The organism is Candidatus Desulfofervidus auxilii (assembly GCF_001577525.1).
GTDB lineage: Bacteria > Desulfobacterota > Desulfofervidia > Desulfofervidales > Desulfofervidaceae > Desulfofervidus > Desulfofervidus auxilii.
The window spans coordinates 1,283,330-1,306,499 of sequence record NZ_CP013015.1 but is presented as its reverse complement, the minus strand read 5'-3'; the positions used below and the strand labels follow the sequence as shown (position 1 = coordinate 1,306,499).

General features: G+C 36.4%; 27 protein-coding genes and 1 tRNA gene. 13 read left to right on the top strand and 15 right to left on the bottom strand.

Annotated elements, in window-relative coordinates:
• Positions 1-51: 51 nt before the first annotated feature.
• Together HS1_RS06545 and acpS are read left to right on the top strand one after the other, a co-directional pair.
• On the top strand, positions 52-1,776 hold the full coding sequence (locus tag HS1_RS06545) for a chloride channel protein (protein ID WP_216638258.1): 1,725 nt from the start codon (positions 52-54) through the stop codon (positions 1,774-1,776).
• 1 nt (position 1,777) lies between these two features.
• Positions 1,778-2,161 (top strand): holo-ACP synthase, encoded by a 384-nt coding sequence (acpS, locus tag HS1_RS06540; RefSeq protein WP_066062618.1) that lies wholly within the window; start codon positions 1,778-1,780, stop codon positions 2,159-2,161.
• A gap of 166 nt (positions 2,162-2,327) precedes the next feature.
• On the opposite strand, the gene HS1_RS06535 is transcribed toward acpS, so the two are convergent.
• The 6 genes from HS1_RS06535 to HS1_RS06510 form a co-directional block, all read right to left on the bottom strand.
• Positions 2,328-2,627, bottom strand: coding sequence for a PilZ domain-containing protein (locus HS1_RS06535; RefSeq protein ID WP_066062615.1), 300 nt, complete (start codon positions 2,625-2,627; stop codon positions 2,328-2,330).
• A 177-nt stretch (positions 2,628-2,804) separates the two neighbouring features.
• Positions 2,805-3,263 carry an SsrA-binding protein SmpB gene (gene smpB, locus HS1_RS06530; RefSeq protein ID WP_066062612.1) on the bottom strand — a complete coding sequence of 153 codons (459 nt, stop codon included), beginning with the start codon at positions 3,261-3,263 and terminating at the stop codon, positions 2,805-2,807.
• A complete protein-coding gene (ptsP, locus tag HS1_RS06525; RefSeq protein ID WP_066062609.1) occupies positions 3,247-5,037 on the bottom strand; it encodes a phosphoenolpyruvate--protein phosphotransferase in 1,791 nt (596 codons plus the stop codon). Before ptsP ends, smpB begins: the two co-directional genes overlap by 17 nt.
• Positions 5,021-5,302, bottom strand: coding sequence for an HPr family phosphocarrier protein (locus HS1_RS06520; protein WP_066062606.1), 282 nt, complete (start codon positions 5,300-5,302; stop codon positions 5,021-5,023). Before HS1_RS06520 ends, ptsP begins: the two co-directional genes overlap by 17 nt.
• Positions 5,303-5,420: 118 nt before the next feature.
• The gene (locus HS1_RS06515; RefSeq protein ID WP_066062603.1) at positions 5,421-5,909 is read right to left on the bottom strand and encodes a PocR ligand-binding domain-containing protein; all 489 of its coding nucleotides are present in this window, start codon (positions 5,907-5,909) and stop codon (positions 5,421-5,423) included.
• Between the two features lie 97 nt (positions 5,910-6,006).
• On the bottom strand, positions 6,007-8,619 hold the full coding sequence (locus HS1_RS06510; RefSeq protein WP_066062600.1) for a M16 family metallopeptidase: 2,613 nt from the start codon (positions 8,617-8,619) through the stop codon (positions 6,007-6,009).
• Positions 8,620-8,800: 181 nt separating this feature from the next.
• Here HS1_RS06510 and HS1_RS06505 point away from each other — a divergent pair, with 181 nt between their 5' ends.
• The 3 genes from HS1_RS06505 (at position 8,801) to pyrF (ending at position 10,576) form a co-directional block, all read left to right on the top strand.
• Entirely contained in the window at positions 8,801-9,307 is a 507-nt protein-coding gene (locus tag HS1_RS06505; protein ID WP_066062596.1) for an FKBP-type peptidyl-prolyl cis-trans isomerase, read from the top strand.
• A 125-nt stretch (positions 9,308-9,432) separates the two neighbouring features.
• Positions 9,433-9,861, top strand: a complete 429-nt coding sequence (locus HS1_RS06500) for a YkgJ family cysteine cluster protein (protein WP_066062593.1) — start codon at positions 9,433-9,435, stop codon at positions 9,859-9,861.
• On the top strand, positions 9,842-10,576 hold the full coding sequence (gene pyrF, locus HS1_RS06495) for an orotidine-5'-phosphate decarboxylase (RefSeq protein ID WP_066062590.1): 735 nt from the start codon (positions 9,842-9,844) through the stop codon (positions 10,574-10,576). Before HS1_RS06500 ends, pyrF begins: the two co-directional genes overlap by 20 nt.
• A 254-nt stretch (positions 10,577-10,830) precedes the next feature.
• On the opposite strand, the gene HS1_RS06490 is transcribed toward pyrF, so the two are convergent.
• Positions 10,831-10,907 (bottom strand) — tRNA-Met (locus HS1_RS06490).
• A gap of 121 nt (positions 10,908-11,028) precedes the next feature.
• On the opposite strand from HS1_RS06490, the gene HS1_RS14005 reads away from it, so the two are divergent.
• Both HS1_RS14005 and HS1_RS06485 read left to right on the top strand, forming a co-directional pair.
• Positions 11,029-11,085, top strand: coding sequence for a hypothetical protein (locus HS1_RS14005; RefSeq protein WP_245670053.1), 57 nt, complete (start codon positions 11,029-11,031; stop codon positions 11,083-11,085).
• Complete coding sequence (locus HS1_RS06485; protein WP_082757685.1) at positions 11,082-11,771, top strand: DUF434 domain-containing protein; 690 nt, start codon at positions 11,082-11,084, stop codon at positions 11,769-11,771. The genes HS1_RS14005 and HS1_RS06485 overlap by 4 nt, the downstream gene beginning before the upstream one ends.
• A 3-nt stretch (positions 11,772-11,774) precedes the next feature.
• Here HS1_RS06485 and HS1_RS06480 read toward each other — a convergent pair whose 3' ends face one another.
• The 5 genes from HS1_RS06480 to HS1_RS06460 form a co-directional block, all read right to left on the bottom strand.
• Positions 11,775-13,487 carry a YcaO-like family protein gene (locus tag HS1_RS06480; RefSeq protein WP_216638257.1) on the bottom strand — a complete coding sequence of 571 codons (1,713 nt, stop codon included), beginning with the start codon at positions 13,485-13,487 and terminating at the stop codon, positions 11,775-11,777.
• A 466-nt stretch (positions 13,488-13,953) separates the two neighbouring features.
• Positions 13,954-14,142, bottom strand: a complete 189-nt coding sequence (locus HS1_RS06475; protein ID WP_066062582.1) for a hypothetical protein — start codon at positions 14,140-14,142, stop codon at positions 13,954-13,956.
• A 159-nt stretch (positions 14,143-14,301) separates the two neighbouring features.
• Positions 14,302-14,910, bottom strand: a complete 609-nt coding sequence (locus tag HS1_RS06470; protein WP_066062579.1) for a hypothetical protein — start codon at positions 14,908-14,910, stop codon at positions 14,302-14,304.
• 99 nt (positions 14,911-15,009) lie between these two features.
• The gene (locus HS1_RS06465) at positions 15,010-15,786 is read right to left on the bottom strand and encodes a hypothetical protein (protein WP_066062576.1); all 777 of its coding nucleotides are present in this window, start codon (positions 15,784-15,786) and stop codon (positions 15,010-15,012) included.
• Positions 15,783-16,358, bottom strand: a complete 576-nt coding sequence (locus HS1_RS06460) for a ComF family protein (RefSeq protein ID WP_066062574.1) — start codon at positions 16,356-16,358, stop codon at positions 15,783-15,785. The genes HS1_RS06465 and HS1_RS06460 overlap by 4 nt, the downstream gene beginning before the upstream one ends.
• 708 nt (positions 16,359-17,066) lie before the next feature.
• Between HS1_RS06460 and HS1_RS06455 the strand changes: the two genes are divergently transcribed.
• From HS1_RS06455 to HS1_RS06430, 6 genes are all read left to right on the top strand, one after another.
• Positions 17,067-17,507 (top strand): hypothetical protein, encoded by a 441-nt coding sequence (locus HS1_RS06455; RefSeq protein ID WP_066062571.1) that lies wholly within the window; start codon positions 17,067-17,069, stop codon positions 17,505-17,507.
• Positions 17,508-17,738: 231 nt separating this feature from the next.
• Positions 17,739-18,317: an HD domain-containing protein gene (locus HS1_RS06450; protein ID WP_066062568.1), complete on the top strand. Its 579-nt coding sequence runs from the start codon at positions 17,739-17,741 to the stop codon at positions 18,315-18,317.
• A complete protein-coding gene (locus HS1_RS06445) occupies positions 18,314-19,264 on the top strand; it encodes a D-alanine--D-alanine ligase family protein (protein ID WP_066062565.1) in 951 nt (316 codons plus the stop codon). The genes HS1_RS06450 and HS1_RS06445 overlap by 4 nt, the downstream gene beginning before the upstream one ends.
• Entirely contained in the window at positions 19,245-19,994 is a 750-nt protein-coding gene (locus HS1_RS06440; protein WP_066062562.1) for a hypothetical protein, read from the top strand. Before HS1_RS06445 ends, HS1_RS06440 begins: the two co-directional genes overlap by 20 nt.
• A 3-nt stretch (positions 19,995-19,997) precedes the next feature.
• A complete protein-coding gene (locus tag HS1_RS13410) occupies positions 19,998-20,330 on the top strand; it encodes a hypothetical protein (protein WP_066062560.1) in 333 nt (110 codons plus the stop codon).
• Positions 20,327-20,893 (top strand): phosphatase PAP2 family protein, encoded by a 567-nt coding sequence (locus HS1_RS06430; protein ID WP_066062558.1) that lies wholly within the window; start codon positions 20,327-20,329, stop codon positions 20,891-20,893. The genes HS1_RS13410 and HS1_RS06430 overlap by 4 nt, the downstream gene beginning before the upstream one ends.
• Here HS1_RS06430 and sucD read toward each other — a convergent pair.
• From sucD to HS1_RS13150, 3 genes are all read right to left on the bottom strand, one after another.
• Positions 20,888-21,766, bottom strand: coding sequence for a succinate--CoA ligase subunit alpha (sucD, locus tag HS1_RS06425; RefSeq protein WP_066062555.1), 879 nt, complete (start codon positions 21,764-21,766; stop codon positions 20,888-20,890). The two genes, HS1_RS06430 and sucD, sit on opposite strands and share 6 nt — an antisense overlap.
• A 2-nt stretch (positions 21,767-21,768) precedes the next feature.
• The gene (gene sucC / locus HS1_RS06420) at positions 21,769-22,926 is read right to left on the bottom strand and encodes an ADP-forming succinate--CoA ligase subunit beta (protein WP_066062552.1); all 1,158 of its coding nucleotides are present in this window, start codon (positions 22,924-22,926) and stop codon (positions 21,769-21,771) included.
• A gap of 102 nt (positions 22,927-23,028) precedes the next feature.
• Entirely contained in the window at positions 23,029-23,169 is a 141-nt protein-coding gene (locus HS1_RS13150) for a hypothetical protein (RefSeq protein WP_156469412.1), read from the bottom strand.
• Position 23,170 lies beyond the last annotated feature (1 nt).

Here is a 23,170-nt window from a genome sequence, read left to right as displayed (position 1 = left end):
CACATATTTGAGTTAACAAAAACTTCACCTGGTTTAGTTCAGATGAACCTTATGAAAAAATGGTTTCTTGAAAAAAGATGGAGTGGACGTCTAATTGACTCCCTTTTGGCCATCTTTATTGGAATAATTGGGGGATTAGGCGCCATTTTATTTCGGTTTTTTATAAAATTTTTTCAAAATCTCTTTTATCAAAATACCAATGATTTTATTACTTTTTGTCACACTGTTCCTTTATATTTGAAAATCCTTATTCCTGCCCTTGGAGGACTAATAGCTGGCCCACTTGTTTACTTTGCAGCCAAAGAAACAAAGGGCCATGGTGTGCCAGAGATTATGGAGGCATTGCTTTTAAGAAGTGGGCGAATAAGACCCCGCTTGACCTTCATGCAAATGCTTATCTCGGCCATTTGTATTGGCTCAGGTGGTTCGGTTGGGAGGGAAGGTCCCATCGTCATGATTGGTTCTGCTGCTGGTTCTACCATTGGGCAATTACTCAAGGCCCCCCAAGAAAGATTACGCACTTTGGTGGGATGTGGTGCTGCGGCTGGTATTGCTGCTACTTTTAATGCGCCTATCGGTGGTGTCCTATTTGCAGTAGAAATATTACTGAATGACTTTCGTTTGGAAAAGTTCAGCCCCATTATTTTGGCTTCGGTCACAGCTACTACTATTTCTCGTCATTATTATGGCAATTTCCCTGCCTTAGAAGTGCCTTCTTACCAGCTTTTACATGCTAGTGAATTTATTTTTTATGCCATTTTAGGTATCTTATGTGGTTTGGTTGCCCTCTTATTTATTGAGGTTTTATATAAAAGTGAAGATTTTTTTGATAACTTACCTTTGCCTGGATATATAAAACCCCTGTTTGGCGGACTTTTTATGGGATTAATTCTTATCTTTTTCCCTCATGTCTTTGGAGTTGGATATGGCACGGTCAATCTAGCCCTTGAAGGGGATTTGGCTTTGAAACTGCTTTTTCTTCTCATCTTTATTAAAATCATTGCCACTTCTATTACCTTAGGTTCAGGAGAATCAGGGGGTGTTTTTGCTCCTTCTCTTTTTATTGGAGCCATGACAGGTGGAACCTTTGGTTATTTGGTGCATACTCTTTTCCCTCAAACTACTGCTGGTTCTGGTGCTTATGCCTTGGTAGGAATGGGAGCCCTGGTAGGGGCTGCCACCCACGGCCCTATTACTGCCATTTTGATTATCTTTGAATTAACTGGCAATTATCTAATTATTTTACCCCTTATGGTTTCTTGTATCATTAGCACTTTTATTACTACCTTTTTAAAAGATGGCTCTATTTATACCCTTAAGCTCAGACGCAAAGGGTTATCTCTAAAGAGAGGTTGGGAACAAACCATATTGGAGTCTTTTCAGGTGAAGGATATTATGAAAACCGACTTTGATACCGTTTCAGAGACAGCTACCATCGATGAAATTATTGAGACTTTAGGCAAAAGCCACCATTCTTATCTTATAGTGACAAATGCTCATGGAGAACTAACTGGCATTCTTTCTTTCCATGATGTGAGAGAAGTTTTCTTAAAGAGAAAGGAAAGAGGAGAGATAAAGGCTAAGGATATTGCTACCAAAAAGGTGGTTTCAGTTACTGCCAATGATAATTTATTGACTGCCCGACACAAATTGGGGTCATTGGGTATTTCCCAATTGCCTGTAGTAGATGAAAAGAATCCTAAAAAAGTGCTAGGAATGATTTCTTTAAAAGATATTATTTCCTTTCATGAAAAAGAGTTATTAAAAAGGATTTGAAATGATTTACGGTATAGGAGTGGATTTGGTTTATATTCCTAGGGTGATGAAGCTTTTGGAGCGCTGGGGAGAACGTTTTAGACAACGCATTTTTACGGAGAGAGAAATAAAATATAGTTTTTCTAAAAAATTATTTCAATATGAACTGGCAGCCCGTATCGGAGCCAAGGAGGCCTTTGCTAAGGCACTAGGATTGGGCTGGCGGCAGGGATTGAAATGGAAAGATGTGGAAGTAGTCAATTTAAATACAGGACAACCGGTGCTTAACCTTTATGGTCGAGCCCAAGAAATATGTAATGAAATAGGGATAAAAAACTGCTTTGTCTCCCTAACGCATGATAGGGATTACGCGGTAGCGGTAGTAATATTAGAAAAATTTTTCTAAAATGTTCATATCTGTAATAGCCATTTACCTCCAATATTTCTTATTCGCCTGACTTATTTTTTGTGTTATATTTAGCTAGTTGAGGATTGTCCTAGGAAGAAATATTTCAGATGCTTCGTATCTCTGTTGAGAGGAAATTTTTCAATTGCTTCACTTGTAAAAAAGTTTACCTGATATTTAAAGCAGGAAATTCCTGAATATTGTCAAACTCAACCCCAAAATACCATTTGTCTATAGTTGCTTTTTTTACCCAAACCACTTTTGCAGTTAACCCATAAAACGTTTCCACTCCGATGGCTAATTCTAGATGAGAAGATGGAGATGGAGGCCTTTTGTCTGTTTCTATCAAGGCTCCTTTAGAGCTCAAATTACGAATTCTACCTATACCTTTTATCCCACTTCCCTTATAAAATACTACATTTGAAGTTTCCTTTCTGAAGAAACGCCTTTTATCTGCATCAATCATATTAATGTTTATACCAAATAATCACTTTATGGTCAATACTACCTGAAAAACCACTTATTTTGACTTTAGGCTTATTCCTCCCAAAATGAAAAACTCAAAGCTAAATAAATTAAGCTTCTCATTCCCCAACTTTATTTTAGCACCTCTGCTCGTTCCTACCGTCAACCCTTTTTCCTTTCATTTGATTTTATATCTTTTTTCCATGAGTCTTTCTTCATCTCGTTTTTTTATCTCTTCTCTTTTATCGATCTTCCTTTTACCTTTAGCCAGCCCCAATTCTACTTTTGCTTTTCCTTTATAAAAATAAATCCGCAAAGGAATAAGAGTCAGCCCCCTCTGTTTCAATTTTCCAATTAAGCGTTTGATTTCTCTTTTATGTAATAACAGCTTTTTGGGTCGAAGAGGCTCATGTTGGTCATGGGTGGCAAAAGGATAATGAGATATATGGCAGTTAATTAAATAAAGCTGGTTATCTTTTATTTCTGCGTAGCTATCACTCAGACTTACCTTCCCTAGTCGTAAAGATTTAACTTCTGTGCCTTTTAATACTAAACCTGCTTCATAAGTTTGTTCAATGTTATAGTTATAATAAGCTTTTTTATTAGTGCAAATAACCTTTTTATAGTCGGGTTCCATTTGTAAGGCTAGCCTTTTCTGTTGTAAATTCTTCTATCCTCTCTATCCATTTGCCAATGGTATTAAAGTAACATTCTCTTACTTCTGAGATACTACCAAAGGTAACTAATTTTTTTGCTAAGTTTTGAGCTTCTTTAAAAGAAATAGAGCAGAGAACTTTTTTAATCAAGGGGATATTTTGAGCATTCAGGCTAATCTCATCCACCCCAAGTCCTACCAATACTGGGATATAAATGGGATTTCCTGCCATCTCTCCACACACATTTACTGGGACCTTGGCCTGATGAGCAACATCTACAATTTCTTTAATCATTTTTAACACAGCAGGATGAAGAGGTTCATAAAGATACGCTACTTGCTCGTTACTTCTGTCTATAGCTAATGTATATTGAATAAGGTCATTGGTGCCAATACTTAGAAAATCTATTTCTCTAATCAAAAAATTAATAAGAGTTACCGCTGAAGGTACTTCTACCATAATGCCTACGGGAATAGATGTTTTATATGGAACTCTTTCTTCTTCTAATTCAGCTTTTACCTGTTCTAAAAGTTCTTTTGCTTCCTTTATTTCTTCTAAACTAGAAATTAAAGGAAACAAAATGCGAATATCTCCATGAGCACTAGCCCTTAAAATAGCCCGTAATTGTGTTCGGAAAATATTTTTTTGTTTCAAGCAAAAACGAATAGCTCTTAATCCTAGGGCAGGGTTTAATTCCTTCTCAAACTTCAGAGCTGAGCTAAGTTTATCTCCTCCCATGTCTAAAGTGCGAAAGGTTACAGGATAAGGCTTTATTGCCTTGACTACCTTTGAAAAATATTCATAAAGTAATTCTTCTTCAGGTAGACGTTTTTGTTGAAGATAGAAAAATTCCGTCCTAAAAAGGCCAATTCCATCAGCACCCATTTTTAATACAGAGGGAATTTCTTCAAATAATTCTACATTGGCCATTACTTTTAAGGTGTGACCTTCTAGGGTCCTAGCAGGAAGTAAGGCATAATGTTCAATTTTATCACAATATTGCTTGTATTCTTTCCGTCTTTCTTGGTAATATTGTAGAGTTTCAGCAAGAGGATTTATAATCACTTCTCCTTGGAAACCATCTACAATTACCATCTCTGCTGGTTTTATAAAATTGGTTATTTCTTTCACCCCTACTACAGCAGGTAGCTTTAAGGCTTGGGTGACGATAGCTATATGAGAAGTCAAACTACCTGTCTCTGTGACAAAGGCTATAGCTGTTTTAGAAGATAATTTTATGGCCTCCACTGGGGACAAATCATGACCAATAATCACGCTTTCTGGAAAGGATTGTTTAGCTGAAGGGAACCTAGGCTGTAAAATAGCTAAGATTCTATTCACTACATAATGGACATCTTGAATTCTTTGTTTAAGATAATCTTCTTTTATCATCCCAAAGACATTCTCAATCTCTTCTAAAGATTTCAACAAGGCCCACTCTGCATTGATCTTTTCTTCTTTTATCCGTTTTATTGTGGCCTTATATAACATAGGGTCAGAAAGAATACTGATATATATCTCTAGAATCTGCCTTGCTTCTTTAAATGTGGTCTCTTTCTTTAAACTTTTTGCTAACTGTTTGAATTCCCTTTTGACACTTTCTACTGCCTTTTTAAAATGCTCTATTTCTTTTTTTACCTCTGAGGTATTCAACAAAAACTGATAAATGAAACAGGGTTTTTTACTTTCTAAAATCAGTGCCTGACCAATAGCCACACCAGGAGATACCCCTATGCCCTTAAATCTTTTTTCCATCAATCATTTCTCCTATTTCGGTTTCAAACAATTGAGATAAAAGCCAGAAGGCCTTGTGGGCTTCTTTTCCGGTTATTTCTACTTTTAATTCATCATTAAATTGACAAGATAAAGCTAATAAATCAATGATACTTTTAGCATCTGCCTTTTTATTATTTTTAATTATGCTTATTTCTGCATTTAAACTCCTAGCCAGATTAGCTAGTTTAGCTGCAGGACGTGCATGTAACCCCAGTTTGTTTTGAACCCGAAAATAACCAACCATTAAAAAATTTTTAACATAAAGCTAAAACAGGGTCAATGAGAGTCTTTCCCAAATACGACAACCCCTGTTGTTGAAAGGTATCAACGAGACTAGAAAAATCTTACATCATGAGCAATTCTTAACTTTGCAAGATTTCGTCCAAACGTTTTTTTACATATGCTAAAACTGCTTCTACTTCTTTCTGAGAAACCCGTTTTATTCCAACCATCCGCTTTTCTACTTCTTCCTCATCTAAGCCAAGTGCTTCGGCTATATAAAAAGTATCTACTTCAGCATCTTCTGTTAAAAGTCCACATGCCCCAGCAGAACCCAAAAATTCCCCTTTATAAAAGATAGGCACCAAGATTTTAGTAAAACCAATATCACACTCTCCTACTGCTGGTTCTTTCTTTTCCTGAGCTAGCTTCGATAGATAATAATAAGCAGTGGCACAAATTCTAAGTTCCTTTTTCGCAATTTGAGGACAGATTTCGTTGCCCCATTGATTGCTGCCTACTACCAAAGTGCCATCTTTATCATTAACCAGACCCCTTGCTCCAAACTTTTCATAAATTTCTTCTGTCAACCTTTTCCAATCTTCTGTGGATAAGATGTCTGTAAGCTTCATGTTTTTCTCCTTAAACTTTAAATTATTAACTGCATTATTGACATCAATCAAAAAAAAGTCAACTATAAATTTTTATTGGCACTATTTAATTTATCAATTATTTTACAGGACCTACCAAGCTTAAAACACAGTTTTCTTCATGGAGATAAGACTGAATTACTTTTATTATCTCTGATTTTTTGACTTTTTTAATCCTTTTTTGATAAATTTCATCATAATTATATCCAAGGCCATACCGTTCATTAAGGGCCATAGATAAAGCTTGTTGGGTATTAGTTTGAAGTCCAATAACAAAGTTCCCTATGATATATTGCTTGGCCCGCTCTATTTCCTCATCCTCTACTCCCTTTTCCCTCAGTCTTCTAATTTCTTCCTTTACTCCCTTTAAGGCTTCATCTAACTTATCAGGACTAGTAGCCATGTAAACCGCCCAAATCCCTGGTTCTATCCCTTCTCTATGGACAAAAGTTAGGGCATAGGCCAGTCCCTTTTTATCTCTGAGATTAATGAATAACCTACCCCCTTGGCCCGAAAGAATAGCATCTAAAACGGCCATAGGATACCTATCTTCATTATAAAGAGTAGTCCCTAAATTACCTAGGACAAAGTGGACTTGCTCTTTGGGAAGATGTTTTTTAACGGTAATAAATGATGAAGGAAGGGATGGAAGAGACAATTGAGGGAATTTTACCCTTTTCTTAGGCCAATTTCCAAAAAGCTTCTTTATTTTTTTTACTACCTCTTTAATTTCTACATCTCCCACCACTACCAATACTAAATTATTGGGGACAGCGTATTTTTGATAAAATTGGGTCAAATCTGTATTTTTTATACGGCTAATAGTCTCTACCCTCCCTAACACATCCATGCCGTAAGGATGGTGTGAAAAAACCCTCTGATAAAACTGAGAAAAGGCCAAGGCCGACGGTTTATCTTCTTTTTGCCTAATGGCCGCTAAAATTAAAGGACGTAATTTATCTATTTCCTCAGTATCGAAGGCAGGTTCCAGCAGAATTTCTGCAATAAGACTTATTGCATCATCAAAAAAGCGACTGAGAAAATGTGCTGTTAGACCAAAGGTATTCCAACCAGAAAAGGTATCCACTTCTCCTGCCATATCTTCAATAAGGGTAGCTAGCTCCACGGCTGAATGTCTTTTTGTGCCTCTCATCAACATTTTGGCCACAAAATTACATATACCATTATTCTCTGGTGTTTCTGCCCTCAATCCTCCCATAAACGCAGCTGCTAGAGAAAAAGTAGGCAAACGATGATTTTCTTTCACTACCAATGTTAAACCATTATCTAAGACAATTTTTTGAATACTTTTTTTATTTTTTACCTGTTCTTTTTTTTGTGGCCAAAGGGTATAAATCTCTTTTTTCGTGAGTTTAATCTTGGCTGTTTCAGGTATTATAGCCACTAAAGAAAGATGCTGGGGAATTAAATATTTTTGAGCTACTTCCTTTACCTTTGCTTTGGTCACTGCTTGAATGTTGGTCAAATAATCAGCACACTTTTTGGCATCTCCTTCTACCACCTGAAAGAAACCTAAGGTGTTAGCCCAGCCTTCCATAGTCTCCTGTTTATAAACAAACTCTGATTCCAAATTTAATTTTGCCTTGGCTAGTTCCTCAGAAGAGATACCATTTTGTTTAATTTCCTCAATTTGAGCAAAGATTTCTTTCAAGGCAGTCTTTAGGTTATTGGTTTCTAATACTGACTGGATAATAAATAATCCTGGTCCTTTAGGAGTAAAGGCATGAGTGGCAATAGAGTGCACTATGGGTTTTTTTAACTTTAGGGCTATATTGAGACGAGAACTATCACCCATACCTAAAATCTCAGAGAGCACGTCCAGGGCATAGGCATCCACTTCTCCCATTCCTGGAATAGGGAAGCCCAATCCCAAATAAGTTTCTTTAAATGGTTTTTTCATAGTAAGTAAACGTAGCTCTTTTTGAGGAGGTTCAGAAGGGAATGTAATAGAAGGAGAAGGAACAAAATGACCAGAAAAAACAGAGTTTAGTGCTTTTTTTACCTGTTCTTCTTTTATATCTCCTACAACTACTGCTACCATATTACTAGGCCGATACCATTTTTGGTAATACTCTAATATGTCTTCCCGTTTTAAACCCGTTACTGTTTCTGTATGACCGATTATAGGATAGCGGTAAGGATGACGCTGATAAGCGGTAGCCAAAAGTGCATCAGACAAGACAGAAAAAGGAATATCTTCATTTTTTCTAATTTCTTCCAAAACCACCTTTTTTTCACTAGCCAATTCTTGGGGGTCAAACAAGGCATTTTTCACCATCTCAGCTAATACCTTTAATCCTATTTCCCACTGGGCACTGGGCATCACTATGTGATAAACTGTATAATCAAAACTAGTATAAGCATTGATACTCCCTCCATTGGCCTCAATTAAACAAGCTATTTCCCCAGGTTTATAATGTTTTGTTCCTTTAAAGACCATGTGTTCAATCAAGTGGCTTATGCCTGCTTCTGAGCGGGTTTCATGAGTGCTTCCTGTCTTTACCCAAAATTGCATGGCTACCACTGGAGCACTATTATTTTCTTGAAAAATTACTTCCAAGCCACTTGGTAATTTGAAAGTTTCCACTGTATCCAAGGGCAATTGTGCCTTTGCATCTCTTACCATGATTACCCCCAGCATTAAAAAGATAAAAAATACATATTTTGACATTCCACCAACCCTCTATATGGATTATCCCGTGAAAAACAAAAGTGGGCAAGCTTCATTAATTTTGACCTCTTAATAACTGTAAAATCTACCAATGTCAACAATAAGGGAAATTACTGCCTATTTATTTGACATATAAGACAAAACAATTTATAGTGGGATAATAAATTTTTAGGAGGTAAAAATGAAAGTTGGTGCCAACACTATGGTGGAAATTGAGTACACAGTTACACTGGACTCAGGAGAAGTAGTGGAAGGAGGGGAACAAGCTGCTCGGTATTCCTTCATTTTTGAAACAGGACAGATTTTTCCTGCGTTGGAAAGAAAATTAAAAGATTTGGAACCAGGAGATACCACAGAAGTAACTCTTGCCCCTGTGGAGGCCTTTGGTGAAATAAAATCAGAGTTGATGAAAAAAGTGCCTTTGTCTGAATTTCCTCCTGGCTTAGAAATAGAGATTGGCCACATGTATCGGACAGTAGATAGCAGAGGAAATCCCATGTATTTTTCAGTAAAAGAGAAAGACGAACAGGAAGCCTTATTAGATTTTAATCACCCCTTAGCTGGTAAAACGCTTCACTTTAAGGTATTAATAACTAATGTTCGTCCTGCCACTTCCGAAGAATTGGCTAAGGCATCTTCTAGATGTATGCCTAATGAGGGATGTTCTTCATGTAGTGGTTGTGAATAGCATATATATTTCTTAGAAGTAAAAATAACGATTAATATGCTGGATGAGGGAAATGGTTTTTTCTAAAGGAGAAATTTTAGTAAATCTTGAATTAGTATTGGGATGGGTTATTTTAAAACAATTCTATGGAAAGGGCATTTTCTTGTAAACAATGTGGGGATTGTTGTAAAGGAAGAGGTGGTATTTGGACTACCAAAAAAGAAATTGAGACTATTTCTTGTTATTTAAACATCACCCCAGAGGTGTTCATAAAACGTTATTGTGAAGCAAAAAATGGGCACTATTATATTAAAGAAAAGGAGATAGAAGGCCAGGCAGTATGTATATTTCTTAAAAAAAATGGTGATTGTGCTATCCACCCTTGCAAGCCCTTACCATGTCGTTTATGGCCTTTTTGGAAGGCTATTTTAAAAAGTGAAATTGATTGGCGGATTGCCATGAATGTCTGTCCTGGCATCAATCCTAAAGTAAGCTTTGCTCAATTTGTAAAAGAAGGAGAGATTTATCGTCAGAGGATTTTAGGCAACCAGGTAGATGAAAGAAAACATCTATGATGTGGCAAAAAACAAACTTATTTTTGCCCTTGATGTGCCTGATTTAAACACTGCTAAAAAATGGCTACGTCTCTTAAGCACTAAAGTAGGGTGTTTTAAAATTGGTTTACAGCTTTTTCTTGAAGCAGGGACTCAAGTTATAAAAATTGTGAAAGAAACTACAGGAAACAAAGTATTTTTAGACCTGAAGCTTCATGATATTCCTAGCACAGTCTTAGCTGCTTGCCATCAACTCCAAAAGTACCAGGTGGATTTTCTCAGTGTATTTCCTCCCTGTTATCCCCATTTATTTAGTGAATTTCAAACAGGCCCTACTAAAATTATTGGGGTGACGGTTTTAACTTACTTAGACACTCCTAGTCTGCTTGCTTTGGGAATTAAGGAAGAATTTGCCTATAATCCAATTAAACTTGTGCTTCGGCGTGCTCAATTGGCAAAGGAGGCAGGTTGTAAGGGCATTGTTTGTTCAGGACAAGAGGTAAAACAGGTTAAAAATTTACTAGGACAAGAATTTATTGCTATTACTCCTGGCATCCGCCTTAAAGGTAACCAGGCATATGACCAAAAACGAATTACTACCCCTTATGAAGCGATTAAAAATGGGAGTGATTACCTCGTGGTAGGTAGAATCATACGTTTGGCACCTAAACCCGAACAGGTCATAGAACGGATTCTTGAAGAAATTTCCCTTGCCCTTAGACCTAACCAGGTCTAACCAAACTTCACCCCTCAGCAGTGAGAGTTACATTGTTTGGCTGGAGGAGATACTAATAGAGACTTTTTATTTTTTTTCTTGGTGAATTTAGACTTCAACTTTAGCCAAACCTGCTTCCACCAGCCCATGCTTTTTTTATACTCCCAAATAAAATTTTTCGCAATATTTATTCTTCAGGATTTTTCCCAGAATTTTCAGAAGTTTTCTGAAAAGAAAGGATTATTTTCTATATCTTGCTTTTAATTCTTTATTTTTGGTAGCGGGGGAGGGATTTGAACCCTCGACCTTCGGGTTATGAGCCCGACGAGCTACCAAACTGCTCCACCCCGCGCCATCATTCTTTATATTTTTAAAACTTATTGGAAGGTTTGTCAAGGATGGGAAATATCTGGACATTCCCCAATCATTAAAAAATAATCTTAAGATATGCCTTTGCCATACTTGACAGACTTTTGCATCACAGCCATATTATTGCTATCTATGGCCTTAGTTATAGAACAAAACAATGAAGTCAATATGTGACTTGTATTTAAAAAAGAGAAATAAAATTTTTACTATTCCCCTCCAGGTAATTGAGGACTTCCGTTTTTTATTGGAAAGAGGATATGCACCTATGCAGGCATTGGATTTAATCGGTAAACGATTTCAGCTCTCTACTCAACAAATGCATCTGCTTAAACGAGGGGTATGTAGCTATAAAAAAGCAAAAAATAGGCGAAAAAAAAGACAGGGACTTTGGCGATTAAGGCAAGCCTTGTTAGGAATAGATGGGCATAATGTATTAATTACTATAGAAAGCGCCTTAAAAGGTAAACCATTGGTTTTTACAGATGATGGTTTTATAAGAGATATTTCTGGTGTTTCAGCTAACTATCGTCCTACATCGGCTACCAAACAGGCTTTGAATTTAATATTTGAGATATTAATCCTTTATAATCCTTTGCAAGTAGATTGGTATTTTGATGCACCGCTTTCGCATAGTGGCAAATTGGCAAATGAGACCCAGAGAATGTCAGAATCTTATGGTATCAAGGGTCAGGCTCAGGCTGTGCCTGTGCCAGAAAATTTTTTAAAATTTTATGGTTTAATTGCCACTAGTGATAGTGAACTCATTGACACCTGTATGGAGGTTATTGATTTAGCTGGAGAGGTATTAAAATTTTATTCTTTACCTTTATCATTATATCGGTTCTAATTTCTATTTAATAATTTCTAAATAGTTCCTAAATAATCTTTCATTAAAATTAGAGTATCTATCTAAATCAGGTAACATTTCCAGTCCAGGTATTACCACTCTTATTACAGGTATGTCTAAATCTTTTCTTGTTAAATTGACATATATGGGATTGAAACCATTGGTTATTAACAATTTTTCCAACATCCATAAATCTTTATCTACATTTCCTGAGGAATAATTGGGAAGTTCTTCATATCTTATTGTCCTTTGAATCTCTTCAGCCAAAGATATGGTAGAATAATTGCCATAACAAAACTGGCTGGATGTTAGCTCACATAATGCCCTGTTTATGGCAATTCTGCCATCCAGATGTGCACCCCAACCCCTAGAAATGCCTCCTCTTTTGTGAATAAAAAATGCCTTGTAACAGGGGACTCCAAATTCAGATGTTAAGTCTAAAAAATATATATGAACACCTTTTTTCTCCCAGGTATTCAGGATTTCGCCTGTAACCGTGCCTTCTGCTTGGAGCAAGAAACACCTATCTGGGGAAAAAAGTGTTATCTTTTCTGAATCTCTTTCTATGTATTCTAATAAGGCAGTAAGTTTAGCTTCTTCTATAGTATTCCCTGAAGCCAGACCATTTGTTGAGGTGCCTTGACTGTAAAGGTCAATTTCATCAAAATTTCCAGAAGAGATAAGAAAAACAAATTGAGCTGGTATATAAATTTGATGACTACCTTTTTTATTTACTTCCTCAGCCATCACCCAATATAATTCTTGGTCTTGATAAGGAACTTCAAGATTCATTTTGTTTGGGTCTAACACATTGTATCCCCTATCACTCATTTCACTATAGCTGGCTTTAATTAAACTAAATTCTTCCTTGTATCCTATAGATTGGCCATCAAAAAAGTTTCCTATGGCCGAATATCTTTCTACAATCTCCATTAAAGTAGAGGCCCTTGCCTGTTCCTCTGTTAGACCCTTTCCATATTCTGAGACTACACCATGGGCATTCCAATTATTTCTACCCACAGATACACCTATCTCCATTTTCCAACCTCTTATAAAGGCATAAGGGCTAATAGAACAGGTAAGCTTCACTTCGTCAGGAAGCAATAAGTCCTGGATGGTAGGATTTTTCAAAAGCCTATCTATAGTCTCTCTTGGTTCTACCCTCCTCATGGCTGTGCCTGTATTAAAGGATTTATCTTCTGAACCTGAATATATATCTTCTATATGAACCACTTTTTCATTTTTCATAAGGTTTTCCAAATTAAATGGAATAGGGAATTCAATATCCTCTAACAATGGCAATTTCCTGTGTAAGTATTTATTCTTAGCAAACACATCCATCCAGAAACAGCGAGCTTCTAAATTCCCATCTAAAGACCATCTTATATAAATCAGGGGTGTATAATCAGCTAATGTCTGTAAATCTATATCGTCAAATTTCTTTCTCAAATTATAAAATTTAGGGTAGGAAATACATGTCTGGTAAAGGGATGCTAATAATAAAAAATCTTCTCTTTTTTTGGCTTTCTCTATTAATTGGTCAAGCCCATCTTTACCAAATTCTCCCAACCGAATTATTAAATACTTATGCATAAACTTATCGTTAGGATGAGAATGAAGATAGGCAATAATATCTTCAATAGCCATTTCCTTAGTGGGGACAGCAGAAAGAAGGTCAAAAACGGTGCTTCGCATTAATCTCAATTTGTAAAACATGAAATCTGTCATTTTTCTTAAACCCTGCCTTTTTATTGTGTTCTTTAATAAAAGAATTTATATTTAACACACACTATATATGCTATCAAGCAGTTTCTTCACCAAAAATCCGTAATAACTTTAAAAGAGATAGGAGAACTGTTTAATATGGATTATACAAGCATATCTGTAGAGGCAAAGAGATTTGAGAAAAAGGCAAATGATGACAAAGAGATATCAGAAATGCCCAAGAAAATAACAAAGAAAATAGAAGAAGGAATTAGCTGAATATCAAATGCAAACACGCGACCCCTATTCCTCCGTGATTTTTTCCTGGTCGTCGGCTTTATCGAGTTTCTCTAAGGCCTTCAAATCTAATGTGCTCATTTTCAACCTCGTTTTTTATTTATTTTTATACGCCTAACGCCTAAGCTAACCTGCTGCCAACGATGCGCATCAAGGTCTTCTACAGCCTCAGGTGACCATATTACTTTAAAACCCATTTGCTCAATCTCTTTTCAACTTCTTCCTGCTCTATCGCTCCTTCTTTTTCTGCACGCTCGATGCCTCTTTGAACTTTCTCAATAACATATAAATGATATTGAATATCCTCAATTGTACACTTATCTGGTAATCTCTCCAGTAATGTTTTAACTGCTTCTTTGGCTGTTTTCATAATCACCTCACTATTTTTTATTTTATCACATAACGCCGCAAATCAGCCGCAGCGGTAAGCTGTCGGCTGCATTTGCTTTGTTAGGAAATTGTTTTTTATTGTTTTTGTGAAATGTGTAGACCTGACATGTGTGACTCCTCTATGACTGTATGATATTCTCTATGATATTTGATGCTTCTGTAATGTTTCCAATATCTCTTTTTCGACACAAGATATTCTATTTTTAAACCATCGACATAAAAGCCACTCCACAACCAGGACCAAGGCAGGATTTACAATTAGGAAATAACTCAGCAAGAAAGGAAATTTAGTCCCCTTCATGGTTAAATGCAAATATATTACTGCTGGTATTAATGAACAAACTAAAGCAAAGAGTACTATTGCTACTCTATGCCGTCGGTCAAGAGTTCGGCTTCCTTCTTTCTGTCCACACGAATATTCCCAGAATTCTTCATTCATAATACCTTCTACGCGAGAATTCTGTGGCGTTAACTCAATACGATGTTTGATGAAATTCGCAATATTATGAATTCCCAATAAATTATCCACAATCAAAAAATCAAAAATAATTGCTATCCACGGAACCATGGACATAAGAAGGACTGAAATCCCCTTATCTTCTATGCCAGCTTTACCCAAGTAAGCGAATATAAACGCTGCTGCCGTAATCTTGAGAGACCATAAGGTTGTATTCTTCTGAATCCTGACGATAATATCCTCTCGCAGGGCTTTAAAATACTCCAAGATGAACTTTTGCTTGTAGTTCATTTCCGTTTAAGCTACCTAAAGTGTAATATATAGCCTAACGACAAAGCTCACCTGCCGCTATGGAGCGCCAGAGGAATAGCGGTCAGGTGAAGCGCTTTGTTATGCGTTCTTTTCAAAAAAAGTTAGTTGAAAATTGCTTTCTTTTCTCGAAATCAATTTTAGTTCATTCTCAATCCAATCGATAAATTCATTACTGAATTTTACACCTTTAGGTTTACCTTTATATTTTTCTACAATAAACATTTTTGAATTAGCATCTGCTGGTATATAAGTATTATTTTCCTTTTTTATTAATGATTTTTTGAGCAAATATTTATACAAATCACGACTATTTTTAAAATAATCAGATACATTCTTATTTAGATATTTGATTACTTCTGAAGCTATATAACCATTATTTTTTCTAAATATATATTCAATTTCATTCTTGTTAATTTTATAAGGTTCTAAAAATTTATTCTTCTGTGTGAGATAAACTTTAGCTTTTTTATTTAATTCTATTGCTCTTAAAATATTGCTATAACTTCCTTTACTTTTTCCATCCCAAATTATTAAACAATAGGTACAATCTTGTGTCATAGCCTTATCTTTTTGTTTCTGCTTATCAATCTCTTTTTTCAAAGCAGCATCAACAGAAATCTTTTTAAAACCATATTTCTCACTTGCTCTATTTCTTGGTTTTTCAAAAATAGAGTAAACTGTAACGTTAAAATATTGTTTTTTTAAACAGTAATTCTGAACAAGTTTGTCAACGCCGTTAGCATCACCTATCAGTATTTTAAAATTTTTTGCAATAATTTTATCTATAGATTTTAAAACTTCTTTTGGGAGTCTTTTTATTGAAATTGATCCCGAGATAAAAACCTTTTCATTCATCTTCTTGTTCTCGTTTTTGTCAAAGTTAACACATATACGTTTTGAACTCTACCATTTTCATATAATACTTTCGTTATTTCTCTTAATGTTGCTCCAGACCTGTATAAGTCATCGAAAAGAAGTACTTTGCTATCTTTATAGCGTAAATCTTTTACCCCAAATGAATTTTTTAAAATCTCCTCTCGCTCAATTGGATCAGTAATATCCTTTAATTGTTCTGTTTTTTTCTTTTTATACAAATAATCAAAATCTACAAAAATATTTAATGACTTACCTATTTCTATAGCTATCTCATAAACTGGTTGTCTAGCTCTGTCAATATTTGAAGGAGGCACGGGTAAGATCACATTTAAATAAGGTGTTACAAGTCTTGTTTTCAAGAATTCCACAGCCTTTTGTGCTAATATTGAAATTTGGGAAAAATCATTATGATATTTTAGTTTATTTAAAGATTCTCCAGTTTCTGTATAGGTCGTATCAAACACACCACCGCCAAGAGGAATACTACTAATTGTATGTAATTCAATTGCCCAATCAGCTTTCCAATTTCCATTCAAATTTATACCGCTCATACTAATTTATTCCGCATAACTATATAATTCTTCTACTCCCTAAAAGCCACATTACCATCCCTAATAATCTCTGTCAATGAAACCCCTTAATCAATCTATCTTTTTCTTTCTTAGGCAGTATAATGTCCTGCCCGACCGCAGGCAGGCGGGCGAGCACTCCTTGACAGCCCCAGCCCTAAATAAAATATTTGTATGGTTGTGGTCAGTTTTTTGACCGCAACCTTTAAAAATTGCTTTATTTTACTCCATTTATGAGTTTTCTTTTAAAGTTATCCCTGTTTGGGGTAGCTTACCTTTCTTTTCGGAAAGCTTTTAAAAATTCTGGGAAAGTCCTGTTAGAAATTCTTGGGAAAAGACGGGGTCATGGCACTGACCATCCTTCCACCTATTGCAACCCATTCATTTACAAACCACTGCCTCTTTAGATCCAGCACTACATAATCAGCATAAATTAGTGGGTAGTTGTTTTGGTTAGTTGTTAATGGTTGGTAGTTTTTGAAAAAAATTGACACTTTCATAATAATTTTGTAAGAGTCTATTCTAGCTAAGTTAGAGGGCAATTAAATGTATTTTGTAGGTTTGACCCCAAATTTCACCCCAAATTTCACTCCTTACTGACATGACATAATCATTAAAATGACAAATAACAAAGGAAAAATAAAAAACTAGGCAAAGTGGGTTGCAAAATATATTTAAAAAGGAGGTAAAATGAGGTTTTTTAAGTTCGCAGCAGTAAGTTTAGTTATGATTTTTTTCTTAATGCTTGGGATTGCCATTTCAGACGCTTATGCAGGTAATTATCTTGGAGAGTTTTGCTGGCAGGACGAAGAGGGAGGTATCACTAAACTTGCGGTCACTGATATGGGGAATGGGCATTTTCTTTTAAATGGTATATGGACTGGGGATGAAGGAGAAATAGGGGTTGTGCATGGGAATGCAGAAATAGTTGGAGATAAGGTTTATATAACAATTACTAACGTCAGTAGTGGCGAATATGGAATATGCTCATGGATGGGTCTTTGCATTCTTGAACTAGCAACACTGAATGGCAACCACGAAGGTTTGTCTATATACTATGACAGAGCTAGTGGGGAAATAGATCTGGACTATAATTCAGGCACATTAACCTTTATTCCATGCCCAGAATAAATAAGTTAATAACAAATATGCAGCCCATTTTGCTTAAAACTTATTAATACTTAAAACTATTTTTGGCATTTGGATTTCATTTGGCATTTGGATTTTGAAATTTGGATTTTTTAGACCATATTTAAACGTTTGTTCTTTTTGTTAAATTACTTATGGCCTGACTTTGACGTAGCCCTGTTCAGAGTTAAATACCACCTTGCATTCCTTTAAATAAGCTGGTAAAGAAAAATAGTGGAAAGGAATATTGGAAGGGCTGAAACAGGTATTGAAACAAAACAAATAACTATTCCTTCACCAAAAGAATGTCTATATTTACTGAAAAAATATGAAGTTTATCCCCATATTATTATTCATTCTAAACAAGTAGCGCGAATAGCTATGTTTTTAGCCAAAGAGTTAAAAAAACAAAAAATGGCCTTAAATTTGGATTTAGTAGAGGCTGGGGCCTTACTCCATGATATAGCTAAAACTTACAGTATTGAACACCCTGGTGTGCAGCATACAATAAAAGGGGCTGAGTGGTTAGAAAGGTTGGGTTATTATGAGGTGGCAGATATTGTTCGTTCCCATGTAGATTTGCCTGAAGAATTAAGCATAGATGAGAAGACTATTGTCAATTATGCTGATAAACGAGTTAAACATGATATTATTGTTTCAGTGGAAGAAAGATTTGAAGACTTATTTAAACGCTATGGTCAAACAGAGGAAAAATATAGATACCTCAAACAACTTTATAAACGCAGTAAAAGGTTAGAATCCTTAATTTTTTCTTATTTATCCTTTGGGCCGGAGTTTATTAATAATCTATGAAACGCTTACGGATAGCTTTGTTATGTGGTGGAAAATCTAGCGAAAGAGAAGTTTCGCTGAAAAGTGGTGCTTATGTGAAAACCGCTTTGGACAAAGAAAAATATGAAGTAAGTATCTATGACCCGGCCTTTGATTTAGCTAAATTAGTCAATGATGCCCCTAACATTGATGTGGCTCTGGTCATGCTTCACGGAAGATATGGAGAAGATGGAACTATTCAGGGTCTGTTAGATTTATTAGGAATTCCTTATCAATGTTCAGGAGTGCTGGCCAGCGCTTTGGCAATGAACAAGATTATGGCCAAAAAGATTTTTCGTCTGGCAGGATTGAAGGTAGGAGAAGATATAGTGCTAGAACAGGGTAAAGAATATAGTTCTGAGCAAATTATCGCTAAATTAGGATTACCTTTGGTAGTTAAACCTGCTGATGGGGGTTCAAGTATAGCCCTAAATTTGGTAAAAACAAAAAATGAACTGCAACCTGCTATTGAGCGGGCCTTTAAACATAGCCATCAAGTGTTGGTAGAAAAGTATATTGCAGGTAGAGAAATTACTGGAGGGGTTTTGGGAAATAAAGAATTGATAGCCTTACCTATTGTAGAAATACTACCCCAAGGGAACCACCATTTTTTTGATTATCAAGCTAAATATACCCCTGGAGCCACAAAGGAAATCTGCCCAGCACCTTTACCCTCTCACCTTACAGAAAAGGCCCAACAATGTGCCTTATTGGCACATAAAGTCTTGGGATGTAAGGGTTATAGTCGCACTGATATGATTTTAAAAGGGGAAGATATCTATATACTTGAGACCAATACCATTCCAGGCATGACTGAAACAAGTATTTTTCCTTTAGCCGCAAAGGCTATGGGAATGTCTTTTTCTACTTTAGTGGAGGAATTAATCAATCTTGCTTTGGAAACTAAAAATGGAGCAAAAGAGGCTTAAGCTTTTGAACATGGCGGTTAATCTTTATCATGACTTACTTTATAAAAATAAACAAGATTATTTATCCCAATGGGAATTTTTGGCTAAATGGAAAATCGAGCAACTAGATATAAGAAAATTTAAGATTGGTTATTGCTCACCAAATAGTCCATTTGTTAAATATTACGCGGAAAGCTTAGAAAAATACCCAATTTTAAAAAAAGAATGCCTTTCTTTAGGTTTACTCTCTGAATCCCAAGAAGGTATAAAGGATGCCTTAATTGATACCTTTCTTTTTCCTTGTTTTGATGAACAAGGCAATTTATTCAATATTGCTCTCTATGAACTTAAAAAGGGTTGGAATATATTTCTCCCTGAAGAACCGCTAGCGGTCTTTGGTCTAAAACAAGCAACCTATAGTTTTAGTGATTGTGGTTTGGCCTTTTTATTGCCTGATATTAAAGACTTTTTTGAGTTTCAAAGCTTGATTTTCCCCACAGGCATTAACCCTTCTATTGTTTGTTTAAAGGGCATAAATAATTTAATTTTAGAGAAATTGGAACTTTTGGAAGTGAAACAAATAATCGCTATTGCTCAAGAAATACCCCCATTGGAAACAGATTTAGAGACAATAGTTTTACCTGATAAGGGAAGTGTCCTGGCCAATTTAAAGGCTGCCTTACCCTATTTGGCAAACCAACGCTTTCGTCGCCTTATTGAGGTAGGATTAGAGATAAAAAATATTGGATAAATTATGCGGCAATTGCTATTTGATGAAATCAGCCCCTCGGATATTAAAAAGATAAAGCACTATTTGGCTACCCATGCTGAAACTGCTCCATTGAGTGGAATTTACTGGATAAGTTTGCCTGAAGAACTTTGGGATGAAACCCAAAGCGCTCACAAAAGTTGCCAACCTTTTTATTTTGCCATAGAAGTAGGTAGAAGTTATTTCCGAGTAGAATGGCTAATTCGCAGCCGTCAAAGGCTGCGTTGTGAATGTGTAAAATACGCCAATCCATCTCAACTAAATTTCATCCTGGATTTTACGGACAAACTTTTAAAAAACTTAAAGATTCGCACATGAATAGCATCATCACTTTAGACAAAAATCTATTTTTGTGGCTCAATCATAGTTTGAATTCCCCTTGTCTTGACCATTTTTTTTGGCTCATCACTTGGCTAGGTAATGGCTGGATACTTGCCTTTATTACAGGACTGGGACTGTGGTTTTATGATCGGGGTATCTTCAAATACCACTGGCCTTGGATGATGCTAGCTACTCTGTTAAGTGGCCTCACTGTAGTCTTGATTAAATCCTTAATAGCACGTCCTCGGCCTCTGGCAGAGTTTGCACCTTTAATCCAGAATGGCCAATTATATATTAATGTGCTGGGAAGTGCTTTAAAGGCAAATTCCTTCCCATCTGGACATACTCAAGTTGCCTTTGCCGTAGCCACTTATTTATCCCTTATTTTTAGAAGAGCAGCATTTATTTTTTTGATGCTTGCTTGTTTGGTTGGCATATCTCGCATTTATCTTGGGGTTCATTTTCCTTTAGATGTGCTGGTAGGGGCTATGATCGGAGGTGGTTTCAGTGTAATAGTATGGAAGTGGCGTAAGAAGTTTTATCAAAAACACCCCTTATAATTTCATCACTTCCTTCACTGTCTCTCCTAATCTACCCAAATCTTCAGCTACCATAATTCCTGCTGCTTTTAAGGCAGCTATCTTGCTCTCAGCCGTTCCTTCTCCTCCTGAAATAATGGCTCCCGCATGCCCCATGCGTTTTCCAGGAGGAGCGGTACGTCCAGCAATAAAGGCAATTACTGGTTTTTTAAATTCCTCTTTGATATAAATGGCTGCTTCCTCCTCGGCTGTGCCCCCAATCTCACCCACTATAACTACACCCTTTGTCTCTTCATCTTCATTAAATTGCTTTAGTAAATCAATAAAATTACTACCAGGAATAGCATCACCACCAATACCAATACAGGTAGTTTGCCCTAAACCGGCCAAAGTCAATTGATAGTCTATTTCATAAGTAAGAGTGCCACTCCTAGAAATAACTCCAATAGGACCTGGAGTGTGAACCTGCCCAGGCATGATACCTAATTTACACTTAAAGGGGGGTGAGATTAATCCAGGACAATTTGGTCCAATCACTACTACTTCAGGGTGTTCTTCTAAAAAACGTTTTACTTTTAACATGTCTAAAGTGGGGATGCCTTCAGTAATACAAACAATTAGCTTTATCCCTGCTGAAATCGCCTCATAGATAGCATCACAGGCAAAGGCAGCAGGCACAAAAATAACTGAGGCATTGGCTTCGGTTTTCTTTACGGCTTCTTCCACGGTATTAAATACCGGTATATCTTCTAATTTCTGTCCTCCTTTCCCTGGAGTCACTCCTGCTACTATTTTTGTGCCATAGGCAAGCATCTGCTTGGTATGAAAGGCGCCCTCTTTACCAGTAATACCCTGGACTAGTACCCGTGTATTTTCACTCACTAAAATGGCCATAATTAACTCCTTCCCAAAATCTCTCCAATCTTTTTACCAGCATCACTAATGTCTTTTGCCACCACAAAGTTTAGGCCTGATTCCGCCAGCATCTTTCTCCCTATCTCTACATTGGTGCCTTCAAGTCTTACTAATATAGGTATATTTATTTCGGCCTCCTTAGCCGCCTGAATAACCCCTTGGGCCAACACATCACACCGTAAGATACCACCAAAGATATTGATAAAAATTAGATTCACATTGGGGTCTGAGAGCAATATTTTTAATCCTTGGGTAATCATCTCTACATTTGCCCCCCCACCTACGTCTAAAAAATTGGCTGGTTTTGCCCCATAAAGTTTGATAACATCCATGGTAGCCATGGCCAAACCCGCACCATTAACCATGATGCCTACATTACCATCCAATCGGACATAGTTTAAATGGTGTTTCATGGCCTCGTATTCCAGAGGGTCAAGTTCATATGGGTCAAGCATCTCTTTTATGTCAGGGTGGCGATAAAGCCCACTATCATCAAAGTTTAACTTGGCATCTATGGCCAATAATTGTCCCTCTGAAGTCAGAGCCAAGGGATTGATCTCTGCCAAGGAGCAGTCATAATTAACAAACAATTTATATAAAGAGAGGAGTAATTTTACTGCTTGCCTTAAATCTGGTAGGCCGGCTTTAAAACTCAATGCCCTGGCTTGATAAGGCAACAGCCCTAAAAATGGGTCAATGGCCTCTTTAAAAATTAATTCTGGCTTTTCTCTTGCCAATTCTTCTATCTCCATTCCCCCGGCAGGACTGACCATCATTACAGGCCTATTTTTCGTTCTATCAATGGTCAAACCTATATAAAATTCTTGTTTAATATCACTAGCCTTTTCTATCAAGACCTTGCGGACTATTTTCCCCTGAGGGCCTGTTTGATGGGTAACTAGAGTTTTACCTAATAATCCTTGGGCAATATTTTCTGCCTCTTCTAAGGTTTTAGCCAGCCTTACTCCACCTGCTTTCCCTCTTCCACCTGCTTGAATTTGAGCCTTGATCACAATTGGCAATCCCAACTCATTGACAGCCTGTTTTACTTCATCTACTGTATTGGCCAATCTGCCTTCAGGAATAGGAATAGAGAATTTTTTAAAGATCTCTTTTGCTTGATATTCATGGATTTTCATATTCCTCCTCTCATAAAAACCTTTTAGCTTGTTTTAAAAATGCTTTATATCTCTTTAAAAAATCAAATACCTCTTCTCTATTGGATAATATCTTTACAGAATTCAATTATTGCCTCTGCAATGGCTATAGCTTGTTCTGCCATAGAAATCCAAAGGCGCACCGCTCTCAAATTCATTTGCCTTTTTAGCCACTTCTAAAGCTCTTTCTGCTTGTTTCAACCAATCACCGCTTCTTTCTGGCATG

Coding starts and splice junctions, on each gene's coding strand:
- HS1_RS06505 (WP_066062596.1), top strand. CDS start 8,801: ATGAAAGTTGGTGCCAACACTATGGTGGAAATTGAGTACACAGTTACA.
- HS1_RS06485 (WP_082757685.1), top strand. CDS start 11,082: ATGAAGTCAATATGTGACTTGTATTTAAAAAAGAGAAATAAAATTTTT.
- HS1_RS06515 (WP_066062603.1), bottom strand. CDS start 5,909: ATGAAGCTTACAGACATCTTATCCACAGAAGATTGGAAAAGGTTGACA.
- HS1_RS06500 (WP_066062593.1), top strand. CDS start 9,433: ATGGAAAGGGCATTTTCTTGTAAACAATGTGGGGATTGTTGTAAAGGA.
- HS1_RS06430 (WP_066062558.1), top strand. CDS start 20,327: ATGAATAGCATCATCACTTTAGACAAAAATCTATTTTTGTGGCTCAAT.
- sucD (WP_066062555.1), bottom strand. CDS start 21,766: ATGGCCATTTTAGTGAGTGAAAATACACGGGTACTAGTCCAGGGTATT.
- HS1_RS13150 (WP_156469412.1), bottom strand. CDS start 23,169: ATGCCAGAAAGAAGCGGTGATTGGTTGAAACAAGCAGAAAGAGCTTTA.
- smpB (WP_066062612.1), bottom strand. CDS start 3,263: ATGGAACCCGACTATAAAAAGGTTATTTGCACTAATAAAAAAGCTTAT.
- HS1_RS06520 (WP_066062606.1), bottom strand. CDS start 5,302: ATGGTTGGTTATTTTCGGGTTCAAAACAAACTGGGGTTACATGCACGT.
- acpS (WP_066062618.1), top strand. CDS start 1,778: ATGATTTACGGTATAGGAGTGGATTTGGTTTATATTCCTAGGGTGATG.
- HS1_RS06465 (WP_066062576.1), bottom strand. CDS start 15,786: ATGAATGAAAAGGTTTTTATCTCGGGATCAATTTCAATAAAAAGACTC.
- HS1_RS06470 (WP_066062579.1), bottom strand. CDS start 14,910: ATGAACTACAAGCAAAAGTTCATCTTGGAGTATTTTAAAGCCCTGCGA.
- sucC (WP_066062552.1), bottom strand. CDS start 22,926: ATGAAAATCCATGAATATCAAGCAAAAGAGATCTTTAAAAAATTCTCT.
- HS1_RS06510 (WP_066062600.1), bottom strand. CDS start 8,619: ATGTCAAAATATGTATTTTTTATCTTTTTAATGCTGGGGGTAATCATG.
- ptsP (WP_066062609.1), bottom strand. CDS start 5,037: ATGGAAAAAAGATTTAAGGGCATAGGGGTATCTCCTGGTGTGGCTATT.
- HS1_RS06545 (WP_216638258.1), top strand. CDS start 52: ATGAAAAAATGGTTTCTTGAAAAAAGATGGAGTGGACGTCTAATTGAC.
- HS1_RS06445 (WP_066062565.1), top strand. CDS start 18,314: ATGAAACGCTTACGGATAGCTTTGTTATGTGGTGGAAAATCTAGCGAA.
- HS1_RS13410 (WP_066062560.1), top strand. CDS start 19,998: ATGCGGCAATTGCTATTTGATGAAATCAGCCCCTCGGATATTAAAAAG.
- HS1_RS06475 (WP_066062582.1), bottom strand. CDS start 14,142: ATGAAAACAGCCAAAGAAGCAGTTAAAACATTACTGGAGAGATTACCA.
- HS1_RS06460 (WP_066062574.1), bottom strand. CDS start 16,358: ATGAGCGGTATAAATTTGAATGGAAATTGGAAAGCTGATTGGGCAATT.
- HS1_RS06455 (WP_066062571.1), top strand. CDS start 17,067: ATGAGGTTTTTTAAGTTCGCAGCAGTAAGTTTAGTTATGATTTTTTTC.
- HS1_RS06440 (WP_066062562.1), top strand. CDS start 19,245: ATGGAGCAAAAGAGGCTTAAGCTTTTGAACATGGCGGTTAATCTTTAT.
- pyrF (WP_066062590.1), top strand. CDS start 9,842: ATGAAAGAAAACATCTATGATGTGGCAAAAAACAAACTTATTTTTGCC.
- HS1_RS06535 (WP_066062615.1), bottom strand. CDS start 2,627: ATGATTGATGCAGATAAAAGGCGTTTCTTCAGAAAGGAAACTTCAAAT.
- HS1_RS06480 (WP_216638257.1), bottom strand. CDS start 13,487: ATGTTTTACAAATTGAGATTAATGCGAAGCACCGTTTTTGACCTTCTT.